Genomic DNA, 21,810 nt, shown 5'->3' on the forward strand with positions numbered 1-21,810 from the left:
GGGTGAAGCCGGCGACCTGCCGGAGTGACCGGTACGTCTTCATAGCTGGGCCTGCGTGGTCACGGTCTGGTTATTGGCTCCGCCCGTTCCCGCGCGGCTGTCGTCGAACACGACCTGCACCTGGCAGATCCCCAGCGACGTGCAGTTGACGATGCCCTGGGTGTTGGCGGTCTGCCCGAAATACGTACCGAGCTGGCTGCACCAGGTCGCCAGTTGCGTGGCGGCCAGCGTCCCCTGCCCGGTAGGGCAGGCATCGGCCTTGACCGTGGTGTTGTACTGGCCCGCCTTGGCGTTGGTGCTGTCGGCACGCATGGCATCCAGGATGGAATAGCTGGATACCACCGCCATGCTGCGCGACATGGCGCTGTTGTTGGTGGACAGAGAGGTTGCGAGGAGCGCAGCAACACCGAGCAGGCCGATCGAGAGCACCAGCAGAGCGATGAGCACTTCGATCAGGCCCACCCCGACTTGCAGACGGGGCCCCATCGGACGGTGGCGGCGTGGCATCACGGGCAAGCTCCGCTGGAAGGATCAGCAACGGTGACGATCGACCCGGCGGTGATCTGTACGAGGCGATGATTATTGGTCGACGTCGTGGAGGTGCAGATGTCGGCAACCGTGCCCGTGTAATTCGCCGTGCTGCCAATCGCGTGGGCAATCCCGTTGCTGTCGAACTGCAATGCCGTGAGACCGCCCTTGAGCTGCAGGGGCGCATTGATCCCGGGCAGGCCCGACCGGATGACACCCACTCCGGTGGACGAAACGATGGCTCCAGCCGACTGCGTGCTGCAGTTAGTCGCCAGCGTCCCGGTGCCATTCGAGGATTGCGGACTGCCGCAGAGCTGAGTGGTCGTGTTGCGCTTGATGGCTTCGATTCGGGCGGAGTTGACCGCGCTGTAAACATCGTCGGCAGCCGAACGCAGCCGGGTGGAGGCGATGATCGATCGAAAGCTGGGCACCGCGATGGTCACCAGGATCGCCGCCACGAATACCGTGACCATCAGCTCGACCAGGGTGAAGCCACGGGAAGCGCGAAAGTGCAGCCCCCGCCTCACCAGCAGGGGGGGAGGCGCGACTGCGCCCCTTCGAAAGGGAACAATGGACGAGCGCATGATTACCCCTGATTGCCGCTGGACCATACGATAGGCGGGACCTCCTCCAGGAGGGTGGCGCCGCCCGACAAACGGCGGCAAATTACCGACGAGCGGGGTGCATCCTGGTCGAAATGTGAACTGCATCGCCCCCGACGATGGTCATCGGGACCTCCCCCTGCCCGGCGACCTCGACCCGGTTCCGCCCGGATGATTTCGCCCGGTAGAGAGCCTCGTCCGCTCGCACGATCAGTTCCGCAAGTTCCCGGTCGCCTTCCCGGCGGGTGGTCACCCCCAGGCTGATCGATGTACCCGAAGCTGCCGACACGACGTCGCCGAGATCGAGCATGCGGACGCATTCGCGCAAACGCTCGGCCACCTCCCTGGCCGCATGGACGTCGGTATTGGGCAGCAACACGACGAACTCCTCCCCACCCACGCGACCGATCTGGTCACCATGGCGCAGCATCCCTCTGCAGGTATCGACGATCCGCTGAAGCACGACATCCCCCGCCTGGTGGCCGCAGGCATCGTTGATCTGCTTGAAGTGGTCCACATCCAGTACCACCACGGCCATCGGCTCGTCGCGCTTGATCGCCTCGTCGAGCATCGGCTGACCCAAGGCCTCGATGCGGCGACGATTGGCGATGCCGGTCAGCGGGTCGGTCATCGCCATCCGGTGCAGGCTGCGCGCGGCACGTACCTGTCGCCGCGCCTGCCAGAGCAGCAGCGCGATCAGCAGACCGCCCATCACGAGAGCCGCCCACTGCCAGCGTCGGACCTTCTCCAGCGAAGCCAGTTGCGCCTCCTTGAGCTGGCGGTCGGCCGCCAGCCTCCGGTTTTCCTGCTCGCGGCGCGCGGTATCGAACTGGTAACTCATCAGCGTCGTCGTATACGACCTCGCCTTGCGATCGAGCGCCTGGTGGACCTTGATCATTTGCTTGAGGTCGGCCAGCGCCAGGGTGGTTTTCCCCAGAGCCTCGTAGCTGCGTGAGCGCTGCTGCAAAAGGTCGGCGTAGTAGCGCAGGTTCCCGCTCTTGCGCAGGAACGCTTCCGACCGGTCGAAATCGGCGATGGCCTGCTCGTGCTCACCCAGGCCGGCATGCGCCTCGCCCTCCTGCAGCGCGATCATGTCGCCATTGGAGCGGTCGCCGGTGACCTTCAGGCCGGCTTCCGCCTTGCCCAACTCCGCCAGCGCCCCGGTGTAGTCCCCGCCGAGGTTGTCGACCTGGGCCAACCCCAGATGCGCCGACGCTTGCGCCGCAGTATTGCCCACCATTTCCGCGATCTGCAGGGCTTCGTCGAAATGCCTGCGCGCCGAAGGCAGCGCTTCGGGGCCGGACTCCACGCCGAGGAAGCCCAGCTCCATGTGGGCCGCCATCTGCTGGGGAAGGTCCTTGCGCTGGATGCCGAATTTCATCAGGCGTTCCAGGTAGTCCCTCGCCTCCTTGCGCTCACCCAGCCGCCGGTAGGCGACCGCGATATTGAACAGGTTCTGCTCGCTCTCCAGCGGCTCGCCGGCACTGTCATAGAACTTCTGCGCATCCAGGAAATCCACCAGCGCCAGTGCATGCTCACCGAGCAGGGACTGCACCGAGCCGCGCCAGGTCAGGCCATCGGCGACCAGTCGATTGTTTTCCTCGGCGCGGGCAATCTCGATGCCGGCGTTGTAGTCCGCCAGCGCATCCCGCGGCGTGGTCAGGGACTCCTGATTGGCCCCCCGGCAAAAATGAAAATTGACCTCGGCGTCCGCGTATCCGACACGGCGGGCATCCTCCAGGCCCTGCTCGGCGTAGGCCTTGCCGGCCGACGGGTCGTCGGCGATACCCATGATGCAGTACATGTAGCGGTAGCGCAGCTCGCGCCGTGCGTCGCCAGGCGGGATCTCGCTCTTGAGCTTTTCCAGGTCACGCAGGGCGTCGGCATGCGTGGTGATCACCACTTCGCCGCGCTCGAGCTGATCGGCGTAGCGATCGAAGGATCCGCCTTTCCCGCCTGGATCGATCTCCTGCGCCATCGCGGAAGCGCAGAGCAGCAGCGACATCACGAGGATGTCCCTGAACCTTTGCCGGATGGAGGAGGCTGAAAGCAAGACGGATGCTCGGCTGCGGCCACTCCGTTGGCACTGGAAAGCGATGTTCGTGTGCACCATAACGGCCCCGGACCGGACAACTTGAACACGTTTGCCCCAGACGCCGGGCCGCTTGCGCACCCTTCGCCCTCCCCGTAAACTTTGCGGCTCTCCGCCGGAATAGCTCAGTTGGTAGAGCGGCGCATTCGTAATGCGTAGGTCGTAGGTTCGATTCCTATTTCCGGCACCAAATTCAAGCACTTAGCGAAAGGCCCCACTCTACAAAGTTGGGCCTTTTTTTTGGCTTTGTCCCCGTTTTGTCCCGGAGCGTACCGCCTGCGTACCGTTCTTTCTGTCCCGGTTGTGTCCCAAGGGGTCACTCGAACGTTCGCAACACGTCGATCAACCCTTAGGCGAGCGTGTGCAGAATTTTGTGTAACCGGGGTTCGGGTTACAGCTGAGGGAGTCGCTCCTCGAAGCTGGATCGTAAAGCGGTTGAGCGCAGCCTTCCGATCACGGATCGGCAGCGTCCATTTCTTGCTGACGTTGCGCAGGGCTAGGTAGGACAGCTCCACCAGTGCCTCGTCGCTCGGAAAGGCCCCGCGGTGATTGGTCAGCTTGCGCAGGCTCATGTTCACCGACTCGATGGCGTTGGTCGTGTAGATCACCTTGCGGATCTCTGGCGGGTAGTCGAAGAACAGGATCAGGCGCGGCCAGTTGCGTCGCCAAGACTGGCCGATCGGCAGGTATTCCTTGTCCCAGCGCGCCTCGAACTCGGCCAGCCGCTGCTCGGCCTCCTCGGCGGTGGCGCAGGTGTAGATGCGCTTGAGGTCGGCGGCCACCTCCGGCCGTAGATTCAACGACACGTAGTTCAGGCTGTGCCGCACCATGTGCACGAGGCACAACTGCACCGTGGTGTGCGGAAATACGGTCTCGATTGCCTCGGGGAAACCCTTTAGGCCGTCGACGCAGGCGATGAAGATGTCCTGCACCCCCGGTTGCGCAGCTAGGTCACCACCTGCAGCCAGACCTTGGCGCCCTCGGTCTGCGCCAGCAACAAGCCCAGCACCTCCTTCTCGCCGACAATGGTGATGCCAATGGCCAGATAGACCGCCTTTACCAGCACCGCGCCCTCGCGCACCTTCACGTGGATGCAATCCAGGTAGACGATCAGATACACCGGATCGAGCGGCCGGCCTTGCCATGCCTTCACCTCGTCGATCACCGCATCGGTGACCGAGAAGATCAGGCTCGGCGACACGCCATGCCATACATCTCTTCCAGGTGCGCCTAGATCTCGCGCACCGTCATGCCGCGGGCGTAGAGCGACAGGATCTTGTCGTCGAAGCCGCTCCAGCGTGTCTGGTGCTTGGGAATCAGCTTCAGCTCGAAGCTGCCGTGCCGGTCGCGTGGGATCTCGATCGCCAGCTCGCCGAACTCGCCCTTAAGCGTCTTGCGGCTAAGGCCGTTGCGGGTGCTGCCGCCCGGGTTGGCCACCGGCTCGTGCTTCTCGTGACCGAGGAGCTCGGTCATCTCCGCATCCAGAGCCTTCTCAACCAGCAGCTCGGTCAGCTGCTTGAGCAGGCCGTTCTTGCCGATCAGGTCTTCAGCCTTCTAGTAGTTCGCCAACAGGCTGCTAAGCAGCTCGTCGGGCACCTCGTGTTTGCGTGGACTCATGGTCTCTGCGGGTCTGGCGGCAGTGGCCTGCCTGGGGCCCGGTTACACAAAATCTAGGACACGCCCTCCCTAGATATCGATTCTGTCGTTTCGCGATCTCAAGTCGCATCGCTACGGGCAAGCCTTCGAAGAAAGCCTCGCGCGCAAGGGTGCCCGCATCGAGGTGCTGCTCTTGCTCAGCGCGCTGTCGGCGTTCGCCACCTGACTAGTCGGTATGGCACGTGAAGTGAACGGCACAGACCGGTTGTTGATTCTGTTTCAATCCAAGCGCCGGCTGTACTTGGTGATGCGTCTTGGCCAAGAAGCGCTGCCGCGACGATGGCTCAAATCCAAATACATCACTTCTTGGAGCAGCTCCACAAGCCCAAGTCACCGCTGCTCAATCAGCTCGGTGTGCCCGCATGAAAACGGAGGGAAACCTCAGAACCTGCCCCCTGTTTCCCATCCTCGACATCAACGGCTGGGTTGAAAATTTCTTTCCCATAATGAGCCATTAGCTTCGCTATGGCGATATCGTCATTTTTATACATATTCTCTTTAAACAAGCCAACCGACTGGGTGCCAGGCCAGAAAATTGGATGCAACCTATTTCCAACTTTAACGGGAAGAAATCCATTTAAGCGAGCCATAACATACAGCCAGAGATCATCACCTCCGGGGCATAATGAAGTGAAAAGTGATTCGTCCGTAACATCAGGATGCAGACTGCCGTGCGGATAAAGAACCCCGCCCACACCAACAGCGAGCGTGTCAAAGCTGCGCTGTCGCGCCTTATTGTCCTGAACATCAAAGCTCCAATCGTAGTAGGGAGCTATTTGTCCACTTGGAGAATAATGAAATCGATGCACAGAATGTGCAAAAACGGCCCTCTTAAAATTGCCAAAACCGCAAACCAAACCCTCAAGCCACCCCCTCGGGTAGTAGATATCATCATCGCAAATCACAATATGTGCTTGATGATATGCACGAAGAGCCGGGATAATTTTCTTGTACGAATAGAGGTTTTTTGTGGGCTCAATGACAATTTTCTTGCTCAGAGCACGCACGGAGTCTGGCAACAAATTTAATTCTTCCTCAGCAATCCACAGCACAAGGGCATCGGGAATAATAGTTTGTTCGAGGAGGCTCTTTATGGTCAAATGAAGCCACTTAAACCGTGGCGCATAAGACGTCATCGAGACGATAAGCTGACCGTTCAAGCCGTGATGCTTAGGAGTGATAGGATCGACCCGCTTCTGATTTTCATAAAGCGTCAACAGCTTCCCCATCGGCGTTTCGTAAAATTTTGTTGCGACCACCACTCTCACATCCCGGTTATATGTGAATGAAAACTTTAAAAAAGCATCAAACCATTTACGCCACGCTCAATTACTTCGATTTTTCCAATATATAAATAAGCTCCAAACAGGGGCGATGGCAATAAAAATAACAAATAACCCAGCCAAAGTTATTAGAAGACCATCAAAACTAAATAGAGGGACACTCTTATTTGCAACGCATATCCAAATAAACAGCATGAAGAAATATGTAAAATGATCCACCCATATTGACGCAGGAGCTAGCTGCAAGGTGGTCTCCTGCTTCCTCATATTTACCTCTATATGCTTGGAAAGCATTACCCTAAATAAGACATATGCCAATATCAGCATTGACAAGACGGAAGTTAAATTGCCACCCTCTCTTCCAATAACTAGAGCTCCAGCGACCCCCAGGTTGAATAGAATGCATGGAATTGCACGTTTTTTAAGATGGATTAACTCCTTCGCCTTGAAGGTTCTTCCATTCGCAATTGCACCGGGAAAAAATATGGTGCAACCAGAACCGTATTCGTTCTTGACAACTATCATATCACCCTCAAACCACCAAATAATCGAAAAACCATCGTTATTTGCAATTGAATAAATACCCACCCCGAAGGGTGAGTATTTATTTTTTACATTACATCTTAGTCGCCGAGCAGATACGCCACCCCAGCGCCAACGCCCATCACGGCGGCCCCCGCCTCCAGGAAGCCACCGAGAGCCGTTCCGATGACGGGAACAGTGGCGCTCGCGAGCCCTGCTTCTGCGGTCACATATGCCGCGCCACCAAGTATCGCAGACAACGCCGCCTCAGTACCGGAAGCGGTCAAGTACCCGCAACCACTGACCTCTTCGATTTCGCACTGCTCGAGTTCACGCATCGCTTCAAAAAATGACATCTATCTCTCCTTAGATTACAACGCATAAAATTCGCGCCAAAGCCTTGACGCCGTATCGGCCATGCCGTCAGTTGAATTCACCGCACGGAACAACCAATCCTTAATCCACTGCAGTCGCGGAACTGCCGTGGCTTTTGCTTAGTAAATCGCACTACTGGGTGGAATCGACCAGCTCTACCATCCCATTCCGCAGAGATGCGACCTTTTTCGCCATGCGAATGGTTTCCGGCCGGTGCGCAATTACTATCCTTGTTATTCTCAATCGACGAATAGCTTCGTTGACAAGAGACTCTCGCTGGACATCCAGGTGACTGGTTGCCTCATCCAAAACTAGCAATTTTGGGCGCCGATATGACGCTCGCGCCAGTATTAAGCGCTGCTTCTGGCCACCCGAGAGGCTCGACCCCATGTCGCCAACCAGACTCTGATAGGCCATGGGCATCGCCATGATGTCGTCGTGAATTGCCGCCAACCGTGCGGCCGCTTCCACTTTCACTGACGTTACCTCCGGCTCGAAGAAGCTGATGTTGTCGAGGATCGATCCGGCGAACAATTGATCGTCTTGCATTACCGCCCCTACCCACTGCCGGTAGACGTCCACCCCCAGCTTGCGGATGTCGATGCCGCCGAATCTTACTTGGCCCTCCGTGGGCTCCAGCAGACCCAGTACGATTTTGGCCAGCGTGCTTTTACCGCAGCCGCTGGGACCAGTGATGGCTAATGATTCACCGGCCTCAACTTTGAGGTTGCAGTTACGCAGTATCCACGGTTCGTTTTCTGCATAGCGAAAGCTGACATTGCACAGCTCGATGCTAGCCTCGGGGATCGGTCCGCTCCAAGGCGTCTCGGCGCGCGTCTCCGGCACCGTCAACGCGATGTCTGCAATCCGCTCCGCGTGTAGCTTCAGCATGCGGAAGTCAACAAGCTTATCGATAAGCCCAGCGGCGCGGCTGGTGAACTGGTCGGCATAGGCGATGAAGGCGATCAGCATGCCGGCGGAGAACTCGTTCTTCAGCGCCAACGTGGCGGCAATCCAGATCATCGCCACACGGCCGATACCGAACATCAGGTGGTTGCTCAGGGTGAACGCGATGCCGAGCCGCTGGATCTCGATGGTGCGATTGATTGCCGCAACCGTGGCATTGGCGTAGCGACCCAGCCGCTCGTCCTGTTTGTTTGCCAACTTGATCGGCATAGCACCGCGAATAGATTCCAGCAATTCGCTCTGCTGTCGGGCGCCATGTACGATCTGCTCCTCGTTAGCCCGGCGCAACGGGTTGAAGAAGGCCAAGCGGATCAGTCCGTATGCTAGGAACAGTGCCACCACTAGTGCGGTGAGCCAGAGGCTGTAAAAGCTCATGACCACCAAGGTCACTAGCGACATGAGACCGTCTAGTAACGAGCCGATGAACTGCATCGTGAGCGTTTTCTGGATGGTCTGGATCGAACCGAAGCGCGAGACCACGTCACCGATGTGACGTTTCTCGAACCAATCCAGTGGCAGGCGCATCAGGTGGCTGAATAGATTGCTCGCCCATTGCACATTGAGCGTGGCGCCCAGCCAGGTCACTGCCCACGTGCGCGCCGCAGTGACCAGTGCCGAGAAGACCGTGATGCCGATGAAGCCCAGACCGAGCAGGGTCAGCAGGTCGTGATCGGCCGAGACCAGGACCTGATCCAACACCCATTGCATATAAAATGGTGCTGCCAGTGCAAACACTTCTAGTGCCAGCGCCAGCAGCAGAATTTGCGCCAGCGCGGGCAACAGGCCGCGTACGGTGCCGGTGAGCGCACGCAGCGAGACCGCCTGCCTTTCTCGCACGGGGCTGAAATCTGCGCCCGGCGTCAGTTCCAGCGCCACTCCAGTGAAGTGCTTGGACACCTCGCTTCGACTCAAGGTTTGAATACCGCGAGCTGGATCGTGGATCACAATCTCACGACCGACCCGCTTGAGGACCACGAAGTGGTTGAGGTCCCAGTGCAGCAGGCAGGGCGTCTTAAGCAAGGGGAGGTCTTTCATGCCCAGCTTGAGCGGCCGAGAGGTCAAGCCCAGCTGACCGGCCATAGTCATCACTCGGGCCAAGGTGACACCCTTGAGCGAGGTGGAGAAGCGCCGCCGCAAGGAGGCCAGATCCACGTCGTGACCGTGGTAGCTCGCCACCATCGCCAAGCAGGCCAGACCGCACTCGGTCGCTTCGGTCTGCAACATCATCGGTAACCGGCGCGTCCAGCTGAACTGCAAGATCGCCCGATAGCCCGCAGCAGTCGGCGCGGTTTCATGCTGGGTGCCATCAGCCATGCGTGGCACCTCCAGCCAGGTGGTGTGCCATACCGTACAGCGGCTCGAACACCCATTCGAGCAGGCTGCGCCGATCCATCAGGATGTCGGCGTTCAAGGCCATGCCGGGCTTGACCGGCTCGGCCTTGCCGTAGGCCAGTACGTCCTGGTGGTCCAGCGTTACCAGCACCCGGTACAGCGGCTCCTGCGTCTGCTGGCCGACCAGCGTCTGCACTTCGCCCGGTGTTAACGCGCTACGCGAGATGTCGCTCACCTTACCGTACTGCTGCCCAAACTTCTGATACGGAAAGGCCTGATAACGCAGCACTACCCGACTGCCTGGTTCGATGAAGCCGATCGCGCGGCTAGGTACCAACAATTGCGCCTGCAAGGTTGAGTCCGCCGGCAGGATAGACAGCAGGGGCTCGCCAGCGCTGACCATCTGGCCCGACTTCAGCAACACTGCGGAGACCAAGCCATCGTGCGGCGCGCGCAGCACCACGGCGCGCTGCTGCTCGTTCTGTGCGATGGACTGCGCCACGCTTGCGAGCTGGCGCTCGGTATCGTTACGCTTCGCCATGGCATTCAACGGCAACTGCTTCAGCTGCTGCTGCGCGGCATAAAGTTGTTGGCGAGTATCTAGTTGCTGGCGCAGGAGAGCCTTGTATTGCGACAGGGCATCCAACGTCGCCCCTCGCTGTTGTTGAATCTGGACAGCCGAGACGTAACCCTTGGCGCCTAGCGGCAAGAGGCGTGCGAGCAACTGCTGGTTACTGGTGACCTGTTGCTGCTCGATCGCAAGCTGGGCGGTGATCTGAACCAATTGGGCACGAAGGAGCATCGTCTTGCTGCGCAGTCCATCGGCTTGCTGCTGCGACAGCTGCTGCTGGTTACGCAGATCCGCCTGCAAACCCGCGCGCTGAGCGTCCAGTTGTTGTCCGATCAATACGTGCGTATCGCCGAGAGCAGCACTGTCCTGATCGCTGGCCAGTTCCAGCAGCACGTCCCCGGCCTTGACGGCCTGACCATCGTGCACATGCACACGGGTAATGGTTCCGGCATTGGGTGCGGCAAGATTGAGCAGCCCTGCACTAGGAACCAACTCGCCGGTGACAGTTTCTCGGCGGGTATAGTGACCGAGAATCAGAAACAAAAGCAGGGTAACGGCTAGCAGCAGCGCGAGGGTGCTCAGCAGCCAACGCGACAAGGGCGCGGCGACAATGATGGAGCCAAGCCACTCGCCTTGACGCGCTTCTACAACCTCCTGTCTGAACAACGACGTCCCTGACATCCAGCTACTACCTAGTCCTTCATGAACCTGCTGGCGATTCGTCATGAATCACCTTTTTTAAAAGCTATAGAGCTTTTGAGATATCTGTCAACGAGCAAGAAATTTCGAGCCCGTCCTGCGTGCAAGCATTCATTCGCCGGGACAGGCGCTGCGGCGCGTTGTGGCAAGGGCGCCTCAAGTCCTGCCTGGTGCAGAGTGAGCGTTACCTGCTGACCGTGATGCGCTATATCGAGCTCAACCCGGTACGAGCCGCCATGGTCGAGGCGTCGCAGGACTATCAATGGTCCAGCGTGCACACGCATTTGGCGCGCACGCGATCCCCTCATCACGCCGCACCCGCTCTATCTGGCGATGGGAAACGACACAACGAACGCGCCCAAGCCCATCGGCGTTGGCTGGACACAAGCATCGCACCCGATGATCTGCAACGCGCGCTTAGCGCGTCCGCTGCGATGAACGGTTAGGGCGAGCCCGCCAAACGACCGCCTAGGGAAACTCTGATTTTTCCCCGCGGTAAGTTGGCGCATGTCGGGATTTGGCCGCATAGCCGAAAATTGACCGACCAGGGTGGCCGTATTCGAACCCGCCGCGCGCCGAAGGTTCGCTGCCTGCAGTCGGGCCAGGCCGACCGCCTCACGCTTGAATTCCTCGCTGAACTTTTTTCGCTGTGCTATGACACTCCTCCTGCCTCATCATGAGGCTTCTTTGAAGTGTCCGTGGTGACGGGGTAGAACCCGATCGAGCATTTGACCCCCGCCCCACTCCTCATGACTCGCAAGCACCCAGATCACTTGACCGGGGTGCTTGCGCTACCGCATGCAATCTAGGCACGCCCGAATGCCCTTTTCGACATTTTTTTCAGCCACTTAGCGCCGAAAATAATTGGTGCAAAGTAGTCCTTCGGAAGACTACGAGCATCTCGCAGCCCCTCCGCAACTCCTTGGCGAGCGCCGCGCCAGGCGGCCTTGATCAGATCATTCATAGGGTGCGCTCGCGTCGCTCACACAAACCCAGTCTGGCAACGATGCAATCCACTGTCATGGATACGCCAGACTGCAACTCGATTTTCCGCCCGGAAGCAGCGGCATCCCGAGTGCGCATGCCCTCAATCGACGCTCGATGAAAGTCAGTCACTGCCCGCCGGAGGGCTGCACGGGGCTCGATCCCGAGACTCCGCGCGCAATCACTTAGCATCCGATGCTCGTCAGCAGAAAGCTTGAGTTTGCTCATAAGTTGGACTCCTTGATCTAGACAAGAGAGGTCTCGCCGGACACCAGTCCGGCAAGCCAAAAGTCCAACGGAATGTCGTGCAGCGGAGAACCCCGCTGCGCCTCATGATGCAACGGTTCGGACAGGCTTGCCAGCCCACCTGCATTTCGAGGGATCCGTCCATCTCGGACGGACCGGCGCGCTGCGCACTGCTTTTGATTTGTCCTCCGTTCTCGCGCCCAGCCTCGTCCTTTCTTACAAGTAGCTCTCGGAGCAACTCACTCGCAGGTCTGGCTATTAAAGCTAGGCGGCGGGTCGGGCGGCTCGCTAGAGATGTAGATAGTTGGAAAAAGAAAGAGTATGATAGGAGCGTTGAGATATGCCGCCCTATCTCTACAAGCACTTCACCACTCTCTGACCCTGCATGGGGAAGTGCTGCGACCCGACGTCTAGCTGCCACGAGGAGTAACCCGTGCAGCTGAAGACGCTATTGGAAGCAGCCTCCAAAACCGGATTTGCCTTAAAGACAGTGGAGCACTGGGCGTATCGCCGGCGCCGACCACCGTTGGGCTTCCCTGTGCCCATCAAGGTTGGGCGCCAGCTCCGCTACATCGAAGAAGAGATCGATGCCTGGATCGCAGCTATGGCTGCAAAGAGGGAGGGGGCAGCGTACCCACCTTCGCTAGATTTCCATGCAGAAGCCGAACCTAAGCGCCGTGGCCGACCCCGCAAGTCGGCGGCCGTGAGGTGCGACTGATGGACGTCACCTCTAACTCTGAAACGCGTCTGTGTCGATCAGTCACACCCTGGCAAGGCGGCCGGAATCAAAAACGCTCTTCGATGACTTCGAATGGCTATTCGGCCAGTGACAACCGGCCCCACTCGGAACTCGACGCCGCAGAGTGGTTCGGAGCCCCCGGGGCGCATGCCTCTCTGACTCGCCGCGCAGCGCAAGCATCGACGCTTCCCTGCTCTTCGCACGAGCACCGGGCTCTGGCCTTGCGATCCGGAGGTGCTTTGTGAGCAGCAGCTCTATCAAAACGAGCAGCATGCATCACGGCGTAGGTCTTCCGCTTGGGACCATCCAGGACCCACGTCTGAGCTACCGCGATCTCGGGGTACTGATCGCTTTGCTCTGCAGCATGGACGGCAACGCGCTCACGGCGAGAGACCTCGCCGTGCAAAGTGAATCCAGAGAGGGGCGTGAAGCCATCAGAAAGTGTCTGAGCAACCTCGAAGGTGCCGGATATATCCAGATCATTCGTCAAATGGATCGACGCGGTCGCTGGACGACGCATCGGACGATCTATGACACCTCACAACTGCTGCCCCTGTCTGATGACTATCCCACCACTGCACCGATGCCCGGAAACCCGTACTTCGGTTCCCCGGGTGTCGGTTCGCCGGGCGATAAGAGCAAGAGCTCTACTTCTAAGAGCACTTCTCTTTCCTGCAACGCGCTCACGCGTCGCGATGCAAAGAAAAGGCCCGCGCTCATTCTGGGCATCTGTTGCTGGAATGAGCGCGATGAGCAACGAGTCACCTTCCTGCGTGCCAAACATGGCGACGAAGCGGTAACCACGGCCGTGACGAGCTGGCAGCCGCCTAGGCGCAAGAGTCCGTCCAACAGTCCGCGAACCAACCCGCTTCCAAGCGAAGTGGAAAAGATCCTGACACTCTCTGCCGGAGCCCCCAATGAATCATGTCAGCCACGCAATTCAGAAAGCCCTGCAGGAAGCCTCCTCGCCTACTACCTCGACCCCTCAGAGGAACACTTCGGCACCGCGGGATCCTGAAACCGCGCTCACAGAAGCAACTCAGTTGGCAGCCCGTGCATTGGCGGAAATTCAAATGCGATGGCCAGCCCAGGCGCCTTGGGCATCGGATGACAGCTTCGCTCGGTCGTGGGGCCGAGCGATCATCGAACAACCATTTGCTATCACATGGAAGGCTCTTGCCCGAGCGATCGGCAAGCTCTCAGATCGACCGTATCCGCCGAACATTGGAGCGCTGATCGCCGCGTGCAAGCCAGAGCAACTAGTACGCACGGAAGAAGCACGTGAGGCGCTTTTGCAGATTGACCGCGCCAGTGCCACCGGAAAATGGTGGAAGTTGTCGCCAATCATTTGGCAAGCGCTTCATGAGCTTCCCGGAGGAAGCGCCCGGGTACGTAATCGCGATGAGCATGGGAAGGGGGCCAACGAGTTTCTCAAGATCTGGCAGGTGGCCATGACACACGCAATCGAGTACCCGGATCCGTCGATTCGAGCCAATCAGCCCCATCGTCCGGCAGAAATGCTTGGTCCAAGCGATGAAGAAGTGGCAAGACGCGCGTCAGTTGCGGAGCACCACCTGAGGGAGATCAGCCAGATGCTAGGCGTCCGACCGCCAGAAGCCTCCTGAAACATTCGACCAAGTTCCCGCGGCAAGAGGTTGAACTTGCCTGCGGGAACTTGGTGCGGACTGATCAGACGGAGCGACTTTCACCCTTGATTTGCTCTTGACGCCGGCCCCCAACGCTTCGGAAGCTTCCAACGTGCGGCAAATTTGCCGGATCAGGGCCCGGCCACGGAAGACCACCGGAATGCCGCAGCCAGACCTTCTGGGCGCGCCGCATCATCTTGGCCACCTGGCGTCGCACGCCGGCATGAAGCGGCCTCTGCATCAACGTGTCGGTGAAAGCAGTCAGACGCTGGGGCTGCCTGGCAATCCCGGCAGACTGGGCGAGCGTCGTCAGGAAGCTGGTCTCCCTGCGCTCGGCATTCGACGTCAGGAACCAGCTCCAATGGATGCCGCCACCGAATGCACTCGACTTCGTGGTCCGGATAAGGACGTAGTCGCCCCACACCAGGCGATCTGATCTCGCATCGCGAAGCTTCTCAGAGTCTTTGACGGGCCCTGCCCCGTGCTCGGTGACGAGCAACACCCAGCGCAACTTTTCCCCGGGCAACGGAGCCGCAACCAGGTGGGCGCTGCACTGCCCCCGGCGCTTTCTCCATTGCCTGGCAGACGGGGTGATATCCGTCTCGTAGAGATGGCTGAATTTCTCGACCAGCCTCTCCCAGCGCGTCACGTGAATCTCGCCGGACACCCACAAGGGGTAGGCACTGACGTGCTTGGAAATCAGGCGCTGAGCATCCGTCTGGGTCTCACAAAGCTGGTTCATTTCACGCCATCGTGTGCAGCTTCGACAGCTTGATTTTACCATTTAAATAGCTGATTTATCTACACGATTGCGTTAAAACTTCATCGTGCAAATGATGTTCCTTGCGCAGCAAGGAACACATGCACATTCCACGGAAGCGAGCGAGCGCTGACTCCGTGGAAGGCGTGCAATCGCCATGCTCAGGCATGCAGAGGTCCTTTCCAGGAGCAAATTGACGGCTCGAAAACGCCCCCTGGGTGACGAGGTGACACGTATCACGTATCACGTGTCACGTGTCACGTGACACGTGGCACGTGCGGCCCATCCCATTGATCAAGATATGAAAATCGCGGCAATACCGACGCAGAAGTTGCATCCGTAGACGTCGCCAAAACTGGGGACGTTGCACGTGACACGTGCGACGTGTCACGTCGTGATCCCTGATGCCTTGGGAACCGTATTCACGCCTCCTCCGCCCAACGGGGCTTTTACGAGTCCACGCAACGACAACTGATGTGAAGTGACCTACGACACGCGGTCTGTCGATCGTCGCAACCGAGATTGTCCTCGGCCGCACTGATTCCCCTGTCGCCACGGCTAATACACCAAGACCGCAGCGCCGGCGGCGGCACAGGTGGCCGACCTCCGTGCTTGCTGTAGATGTGGAAGCAAGAAAGGTCGCCCGTCCCCGCCACCTCGCTCTCGTTCCGACTCGCCAGAAGTCTGCGTATGGATCGATCTCCGACCGGTCGCCTTTTTTACAAGCCCATGCAACGACAACTACTACCGAAGAGGCCAGAAATTCCAAGGGCCTGATGATTGTGAGCGGATGTATTTCCTGCTCCGGCTGGCTGGACGATCGCCAGAGCCCGCAACTTGAAGCCGTGGCACCGGCAGAACAGGTGTCCTCCCCTTTCCTTTCCCTCACGGTGAGGGCGGAAGAAGGCACCTGTCTCTGCCACCTCGCCGAACGGTCCGTATTGCCCTACACCGAGAGTTGCCGGGGCATCCGACACGGGGACTTTTTACAAGCCCGTGCAACGACAACTAGCCTGAACCGGCCTCCCTGGAAACATAGGCCACCCTGACCATCGCGAACCGGATCAATCCCCGCCGCGCCTGCCTCGTGAAGTCCGAGAGCACAGATTTACTTGGCGTGGCACCGGTGGACCTGGCGGCCTCACCCATGCTTCTTCCCTTCCGGCGGAAGTATGGGGAGGTCGCCAGCCTCCACCACATCACAGAACGCTCCGGATCGTTGATCCATGGGAGTTGCCAACTTCCAGCCCTGGGTCGCCAGCTCAGGGAAGTCGCTCATTAGCGCCCGCCGCCCTTAATCGGGCTCAACGGGTGCGAGGGAGGCTTCGACGGCCAAAACCGTACGCGCCGCGTACGAACAAACCGTCGTTTCTATCCCATCCGGCAACAGGTGCTGGGCGACCAGGGCACGGATCACCAGGTAACTGGAGCGATCCTGCCGGAAAGGAAAATGGGTGTGAGTCCCATCGGCGGGGTGCGGGAAACCGCACAACGTCTGCCACACACGCAGGCCGTCAGGCCGGTCGAGAGATCGGCATCGATATCACGCGCAAAAGCGAGCGGAGATGTCGGCCTACCACGCGGTGAACCGAGTCGCGCCGGGAAGCAGCATGGAGGGGCGGGAGCGTAAGCGTGTAACGGCGCCTAGTCATGGCGCTGTGTGGAGCTTGTCTAGCCGACTAGGTTAGTGAACTGCGATGGACCAAAGACATGTCGACGTAATCGAGCCGCTGTGGAGCATCGGGCCGATGAAAGCTGGAGACGCGCCAGCGAGGGTAGCGACAGGTTGACGAGGTCCTAGGCGAGACAAGATTGACCGTTCCGGAGAACTGGGCAAGTGGCAGTCGAGATCGGCGCCGTGGCAGGCGTCGGTACGCACGTAGCGCGTGCGAAAAACTCGAAAGCTGCGAGAGCGAACCGCGATCAGGCAACAAAGCGTGATCCCGAAAGGACACGCGAGTCAGGCACGACCTGACAGCTTCGGTTGGCCCCGAAGTCGCCAAAAGCGGGAGTGAGTGACGAACTCGTTCTGGGCCGGAAGGCTCATGTGGTGAAGCGTGCCCTGCTTGCCGGTTGGCACCGGCAGGCAGGCATGCGCACTGAGGGTGGAACCTCGGATCAAGTAACAGACTGCTCGCCGCGCTCACAACGAGGGCGTAGCGGGAACCGACTAATAGCAGCAAAGCTGCGCCTACACAGGAGTATTACTGATGGAAATTACGATCAACGTACCTGACGTTATGGCCAGGGATCTAGCATTCGCCTTGAATTACTCAAAAACGAATGAAGAGCTGATCATTCGCATACTTACGCGATTTTACGCGGACATGTTCAATCCGCTCACTGGCCAGCAAATCAAAGACTGATAGCCAGCATGATCTGATCCAAAAACACGTCCCCCAGGCATTTGCCTGGGGGACGAAACTTTTATCAAGCATGCACGGGAGATGATTTCTCAAGCCGTACCGGGCAGCGTCGTTAGTGCTTGCTTGCCGCGCTGTTGGCAAAGGTAATGATCGCCGTAGCGTCGGTGATCGGCACGGCCTCGACGGACGCCGTGCGGCGCAGGTCGCCAAGGATCTCCTCCACCGCAGCATGAGCACGCTCATACTTTGCCTCGGGCATGCTGACTGCAAACAACATGCTCCCGGGGAGTAACTGGTGCCGTTGCAGCAACTGCACCCTACCCACCCAGCGTGCACCGATGTCGTACACCTGATTCGGATCTTCCTTAGCCAAGTCGAGAGGCTTGATGGCCAGCTGCGGGCGTCCCTCATGCTCATGCACGAACGGAACACGGATGTGTAGATCTTGGTTGCCAATATCCGCTGGCTGGAAAAACTGCCGAAGTTGGGCCTTCCGCAACGTCTCACGCACACCACGCTCCAACCATTGGTCGTGATAGCTCTTGTCCGCAAAGTCGCGTTCGACCACGGTAGCAAAAAGTTTGTGTAGCGTGTCCGCGGGCTGCTCAGCGAGAATCACGCGAGTCTCGCTGAACCTCAACAGGGCCTCGCGGGGACGAACCAGCCCGGCAAAGGCCTGCTGTACGAAGGTTGGCTGGCCGGGACCTCGATCGGCCACCAGCTTGCCAACGCGCGTCAGCTCCTCTTTGAGGTAGGCCATGGCCTCCCGATAGATACGTCGGTCGAGCTGCTCGAAGAAACCCGTGATACGACCCGTCCTGCGGGGCGACATCAGGCGGGCGTCCAGATAGCTGGTGGCCGGACACGCCAACACCACGCCTACATTGGCGAACTCGCCCGTTTCTGCATAGGGCAAAAAACGGACAATGGCGTATTGGCAGGCGTACCTGATCATGGCGCGAGCCTCCAGAACTCCTCTTGCGTGCAGCGGTTCAAAAGCGCCCATGTGGCGTCGAGATCGAAGCTTGCGGAAACTGTGCGTTCCACGTCCGCGAACCACCACTCGTCGGGCACATTTTGGCAGGCCGCAGGCCATACCGCCAGCGCCGACCGCAGCCGATCAACGTAGCTCACCCGCTCGACAAGATCTTGAAAAATAGAGGGAATCAGGCCAGCGAAGACATGCGTTTCGCTGAACGCTTGAGGCTCAAACGCTACATCAAAAGCCTCGTTGTGGTCGATCACCACCAGCTGCCCGTTGTCCGTGTCCCATAACAGGTTTGGGTTGCCGCTTTGTGTAGTCAGCGTTCGGTCCGGATTGTGCGTCCACCAGTCGAACATGAGTACATCCCGCCGCAAGGACACCGGCACGTCGTCCAGATGGGAAACGGACAGCTCTTGGGTATGCGCAACCACGCGCGAGCCGAAGGCCGGCACCGCACCCAGGTCGTGCCCTTCCGGATGTAACTCGACCAGCTCCCGTGGCGCCTCCACGATGGCGAACGGCGGCAACGGTAAGTCCAATGCTTGGGCGAGATGGCCAGCAAACCATTCGCAAAGCAGGCTTCGCCGACCGGCCCCTTGACCCTTTACGTAGTAGAGCTGGTCGTCACTGCACCGGCAGAGAAACGGTCGTGTCACACCCTGCTCGCTACGTTCCAGTATCTCGACGATCAGCAGGGGCTCGATAGGCATAGGTGTCAGGCGAACACGCGTTCAAGGGTGGCGGGTACCACGGCCGCGCTAGATTTGCGGATGGTCGCATTGCGCCCCTTGAGCTCCTTCACAGCAGTATGCAATTTGACGAAGGCACGTTGGACCGGAAGGGGTGGAACAGGAACCTCGATGGCTTCAAGATTACCGGCAACTAGCGTACGGTTGCGGGCGGCTGTTCCGGGTGACGCTGCATAAACTTTGGCAAAGCCATCGTCAGTGGTGAAGTAGTACGCAAGGAATTCAGGCAACACAACTTCTGGATCGGCTACGCAAGTCAACATGCGGTGGTTGCCAACACAACCATGGTCGTCCGGAGTAGCAAGTGCGATGGCCTGCTCCCACGCCATAATGTTGCTGAAGATCAAATCACCCAATTCAACGCGGTACATTTTCTGCCACGTGAACTCTACGCCAAGGATGGTGCGACGATGGAATGTTCCTTTGTAAAAGCTTCGCACTCCGAGTTCGGTGTAGCTGGCTTCTGGTTGGATGACTACCTCTCGCCGTACGATCGGCGCCACTGAGGCCATTGGTTTGCGAGGCGCACCGACTATGATCTTGGCAAAGCGCTGAGCTAGAAGACTATCGCTGTCGGCGTCAATGATGTCGAGGTAAGCGGTCAGCTGCCTGGTCTTGTCGGTCAGCGCATTGAGGCGAGCGACGATGGCATGTTGTTCGGCGAGCGATGGCAGGGAAACTTCCTGCTTGAGAAACTTCGATTCCTTGATACGAACCCGATTGGTGGTCCCTTCGCTGGCCGCCTTGCACAACCCGACAAAACCCGGCGAGCGGGCCATCCAGCCCAAGAAGGAGGGATCTAAAATCTTTGCATCGCGGACAGCAAACGACGGAAAGTCGCTGCTGACGATCGCGCCATCCAGTTCATGTGGAACGATGCCAACCGCGCCATTGCGAGCGTCGATTTTCGACAAGATGAACTGTCCTGCACGCACTAATCGCCGATTCGCCACCACGTCACTGCCTTGAACCTTACCGCGACTGACGACGCCCTTGCCCCAAAGCTTGATCGTGACCTCGTGATACTCCGCATCCGCAGCAAGCACTGCCGGCTCGTCGGAGCGAACCAGCACATCTCCAAGCGCGACAAGCCGGGCCGCGGTCACGCCGCCACCCCTTGCACCAGTTTTTCTATCTCGCCCAGCAACTTTTGAACTTCAACCTCGTGCGCACGCATGCGCGCGACCAATGCGGCTGGTTCGGCATACTCCAGCCCCTGCTTCGCGTTCGGGTTCTTGAGGTCGAGATTCCAACCGTTCGCAGCGACCTCAGAGGCGGTCGTCTTCCATGCTTGCGGCCCTTCCTTGCGCTCATGCCACCATGCCAGGCAGTCGGCGAACTCCTCATACTGAAGCGGCACCGTCTTGGTGTACTTCTTGCGGCCGTCTGGCAGCGGCAGCTCGTAGAACCAGATGTCCTCTGTCTTGCCATTGCGTTCGAAGAACAGCAGGTTGGCGGGGATGTCGGTATATGGTGCGAACACGCCCTGCGGCAGACGCACGACGGTGTGCAGGTTGAATTCGGTCAGGAGCTGCTGCTTGATGAGTGCGGCCACCTCATCGCCAAACAGGGTGCCGTTCGGCACCACCACGGCGGCCCGGCCGCCTTGGCTTGCGCCACGCCCGCCTTTCTTGCGCCCATCACCAAGACGCGGGGCACCGGCCACACGCAGCTTGCGCATGATGTACTGCAGAAACAGCAGCGCGGTTTCGCTGGTCTGCAGGTTGGGCGGGAAGTTGGCCTTGATGCCGGCCTCCTCCTCGCCGCCGAACGGCGGGTTGGTGAGGATCACATCCACGCGCTCAGCATGACCGATCTCGGTGAGACGCTGGGTCAAGGTGTTCCCGTACGTGATCTGTGGCGTCTCCAACCCGTGGAGCAATAGGTTCATTTCGGCCAGCATGTACGGCAGCGGCTTAGCCTCCTGCCCGAACAAGGCACCGTTCTGCAGGTGTTGCCGCTGCTCGGTGGTGTTCACCTGTCGCTTCAGGTACTCATATGCCTCTACCAAGAACCCGCCGGTTCCGCAGGCGGGATCGAGCACGATCTCACCCAGCTGGGGCGCCGTGACCTCGACCATGAAGCGCACTACCGGCCGCGGCGTGTAGAACTCGCCGGAGTCACCTGAGGCATCACGCATCTCGCGCAGCATGGACTCGTACAGGTGAGAGAGGGTATGCACCTCCTCGCTACTGGTGAAGTGGATGGCATCGACCTTGTTGAGGATGTCACGCAGCAGGTAGCCTGACACCATACGGTTCTGCACGCCGCGGAAGACATTTGCGATTACGGAACGCTGGCCGGTCCTGTCTTCGCGCTCGCCCTGCGCACGCAGGTATGCAAACAGACCTGGCCCACGGGTGCCATTTGGTCGAATGGCTTCGTCCTGGTTGAGGAAGGCCAGAAGCTCGTCGCCGTTGATACCGTCAGCCTGAGATGCCCAGTCGCGCCACCGGTACGGGCTGTCGATCAGCGGGGCATAGGGCTTCCCGTCCAGCCCGGCCTCATCCTCATGGCGCCGCTCGAGGTCGTCAAGAAACTTGAGGAACATCACCCAGGTGAGTAAGGGCAAACGATCGGCATCGCCGTTAAGACCCTTGTCCTTGCGCAGGATCTGGCGTGCGGATTTGATGAGGGCCGACAGTTGCTGAGCGGTGGTGAGCGCGGGTTTGGCGACTTTCTTGGTGCGGGGCATGGGGCTCGATTCGA

17 protein-coding genes, 1 tRNA gene and 1 pseudogene are annotated in these 21,810 nt (G+C 59.3%); 4 read left to right on the forward strand and 15 right to left on the reverse strand.

Features of this window, described 5'->3' with window-relative positions; genetic code table 11:
* Positions 1-39: 39 nt before the first annotated feature.
* From pilV to ATSB10_RS05835, 3 genes are all read right to left on the reverse strand, one after another.
* Entirely contained in the window at positions 40-462 is a 423-nt protein-coding gene (gene pilV, locus ATSB10_RS05825) for a type IV pilus modification protein PilV (RefSeq protein ID WP_236886501.1), read from the reverse strand.
* Between the two features lie 44 nt (positions 463-506).
* On the reverse strand, positions 507-1,112 hold the full coding sequence (locus ATSB10_RS05830) for a GspH/FimT family pseudopilin (protein WP_063674359.1): 606 nt from the start codon (positions 1,110-1,112) through the stop codon (positions 507-509).
* A gap of 82 nt (positions 1,113-1,194) precedes the next feature.
* Positions 1,195-3,303 carry a tetratricopeptide repeat-containing diguanylate cyclase gene (locus ATSB10_RS05835; protein ID WP_157469101.1) on the reverse strand — a complete coding sequence of 703 codons (2,109 nt, stop codon included), beginning with the start codon at positions 3,301-3,303 and terminating at the stop codon, positions 1,195-1,197.
* Between the two features lie 33 nt (positions 3,304-3,336).
* Between ATSB10_RS05835 and ATSB10_RS05840 the strand changes: the two genes are divergently transcribed.
* Positions 3,337-3,412: transfer RNA gene (locus tag ATSB10_RS05840), tRNA-Thr, on the forward strand.
* A gap of 201 nt (positions 3,413-3,613) precedes the next feature.
* Here ATSB10_RS05840 and ATSB10_RS05845 read toward each other — a convergent pair.
* The 7 genes and pseudogenes from ATSB10_RS05845 to ATSB10_RS19275 form a co-directional block, all read right to left on the reverse strand.
* Positions 3,614-4,764, reverse strand: a pseudogene (locus tag ATSB10_RS05845) (IS256 family transposase).
* Between the two features lie 458 nt (positions 4,765-5,222).
* The gene (locus tag ATSB10_RS19265; RefSeq protein WP_157469103.1) at positions 5,223-6,107 is read right to left on the reverse strand and encodes a glycosyltransferase family 2 protein; all 885 of its coding nucleotides are present in this window, start codon (positions 6,105-6,107) and stop codon (positions 5,223-5,225) included.
* 96 nt (positions 6,108-6,203) lie between these two features.
* The gene (locus ATSB10_RS19270; RefSeq protein WP_157469104.1) at positions 6,204-6,749 is read right to left on the reverse strand and encodes a hypothetical protein; all 546 of its coding nucleotides are present in this window, start codon (positions 6,747-6,749) and stop codon (positions 6,204-6,206) included.
* A gap of 35 nt (positions 6,750-6,784) precedes the next feature.
* Complete coding sequence (locus ATSB10_RS05850) at positions 6,785-7,039, reverse strand: hypothetical protein (protein WP_063671216.1); 255 nt, start codon at positions 7,037-7,039, stop codon at positions 6,785-6,787.
* A 151-nt stretch (positions 7,040-7,190) separates the two neighbouring features.
* Positions 7,191-9,338, reverse strand: coding sequence for a peptidase domain-containing ABC transporter (locus tag ATSB10_RS05855; RefSeq protein WP_063671218.1), 2,148 nt, complete (start codon positions 9,336-9,338; stop codon positions 7,191-7,193).
* Positions 9,331-10,653: an HlyD family secretion protein gene (locus tag ATSB10_RS05860; protein WP_236886502.1), complete on the reverse strand. Its 1,323-nt coding sequence runs from the start codon at positions 10,651-10,653 to the stop codon at positions 9,331-9,333. Before ATSB10_RS05860 ends, ATSB10_RS05855 begins: the two co-directional genes overlap by 8 nt.
* A gap of 778 nt (positions 10,654-11,431) precedes the next feature.
* Positions 11,432-11,590 carry a hypothetical protein gene (locus ATSB10_RS19275; protein ID WP_157469106.1) on the reverse strand — a complete coding sequence of 53 codons (159 nt, stop codon included), beginning with the start codon at positions 11,588-11,590 and terminating at the stop codon, positions 11,432-11,434.
* 1,246 nt (positions 11,591-12,836) lie between these two features.
* Here ATSB10_RS19275 and ATSB10_RS19280 point away from each other — a divergent pair.
* Positions 12,837-13,613 carry a hypothetical protein gene (locus ATSB10_RS19280; RefSeq protein WP_157469108.1) on the forward strand — a complete coding sequence of 259 codons (777 nt, stop codon included), beginning with the start codon at positions 12,837-12,839 and terminating at the stop codon, positions 13,611-13,613.
* A gap of 55 nt (positions 13,614-13,668) precedes the next feature.
* A complete protein-coding gene (locus ATSB10_RS19285) occupies positions 13,669-14,220 on the forward strand; it encodes a hypothetical protein (RefSeq protein ID WP_157469110.1) in 552 nt (183 codons plus the stop codon).
* 64 nt (positions 14,221-14,284) lie between these two features.
* Here ATSB10_RS19285 and ATSB10_RS05865 read toward each other — a convergent pair whose 3' ends face one another.
* Complete coding sequence (locus ATSB10_RS05865; protein ID WP_063671222.1) at positions 14,285-14,983, reverse strand: hypothetical protein; 699 nt, start codon at positions 14,981-14,983, stop codon at positions 14,285-14,287.
* A gap of 2,228 nt (positions 14,984-17,211) precedes the next feature.
* On the opposite strand from ATSB10_RS05865, the gene ATSB10_RS19290 reads away from it, so the two are divergent.
* Entirely contained in the window at positions 17,212-17,367 is a 156-nt protein-coding gene (locus tag ATSB10_RS19290; protein WP_157469112.1) for a hypothetical protein, read from the forward strand.
* Positions 17,368-17,479: 112 nt separating this feature from the next.
* Here the strand turns inward: ATSB10_RS19290 and ATSB10_RS05870 are convergent, their stop codons facing one another.
* From ATSB10_RS05870 to ATSB10_RS05885, 4 genes are read right to left on the reverse strand one after another with little or no spacing between them, the layout of a single operon-like run.
* Entirely contained in the window at positions 17,480-18,322 is an 843-nt protein-coding gene (locus ATSB10_RS05870) for a DUF3037 domain-containing protein (protein WP_063671225.1), read from the reverse strand.
* Positions 18,319-19,062 (reverse strand): HipA family kinase, encoded by a 744-nt coding sequence (locus tag ATSB10_RS05875; RefSeq protein ID WP_063671226.1) that lies wholly within the window; start codon positions 19,060-19,062, stop codon positions 18,319-18,321. The genes ATSB10_RS05870 and ATSB10_RS05875 overlap by 4 nt, the downstream gene beginning before the upstream one ends.
* A gap of 5 nt (positions 19,063-19,067) precedes the next feature.
* Positions 19,068-20,207, reverse strand: a complete 1,140-nt coding sequence (locus ATSB10_RS05880; RefSeq protein WP_063671227.1) for a restriction endonuclease subunit S — start codon at positions 20,205-20,207, stop codon at positions 19,068-19,070.
* On the reverse strand, positions 20,204-21,796 hold the full coding sequence (locus ATSB10_RS05885; protein WP_063671228.1) for a class I SAM-dependent DNA methyltransferase: 1,593 nt from the start codon (positions 21,794-21,796) through the stop codon (positions 20,204-20,206). Before ATSB10_RS05885 ends, ATSB10_RS05880 begins: the two co-directional genes overlap by 4 nt.
* Positions 21,797-21,810: the final 14 nt, after the last annotated feature.

It is taken from the genome of Dyella thiooxydans (assembly GCF_001641285.1).
Lineage (GTDB): Bacteria > Pseudomonadota > Gammaproteobacteria > Xanthomonadales > Rhodanobacteraceae > Dyella_A > Dyella_A thiooxydans.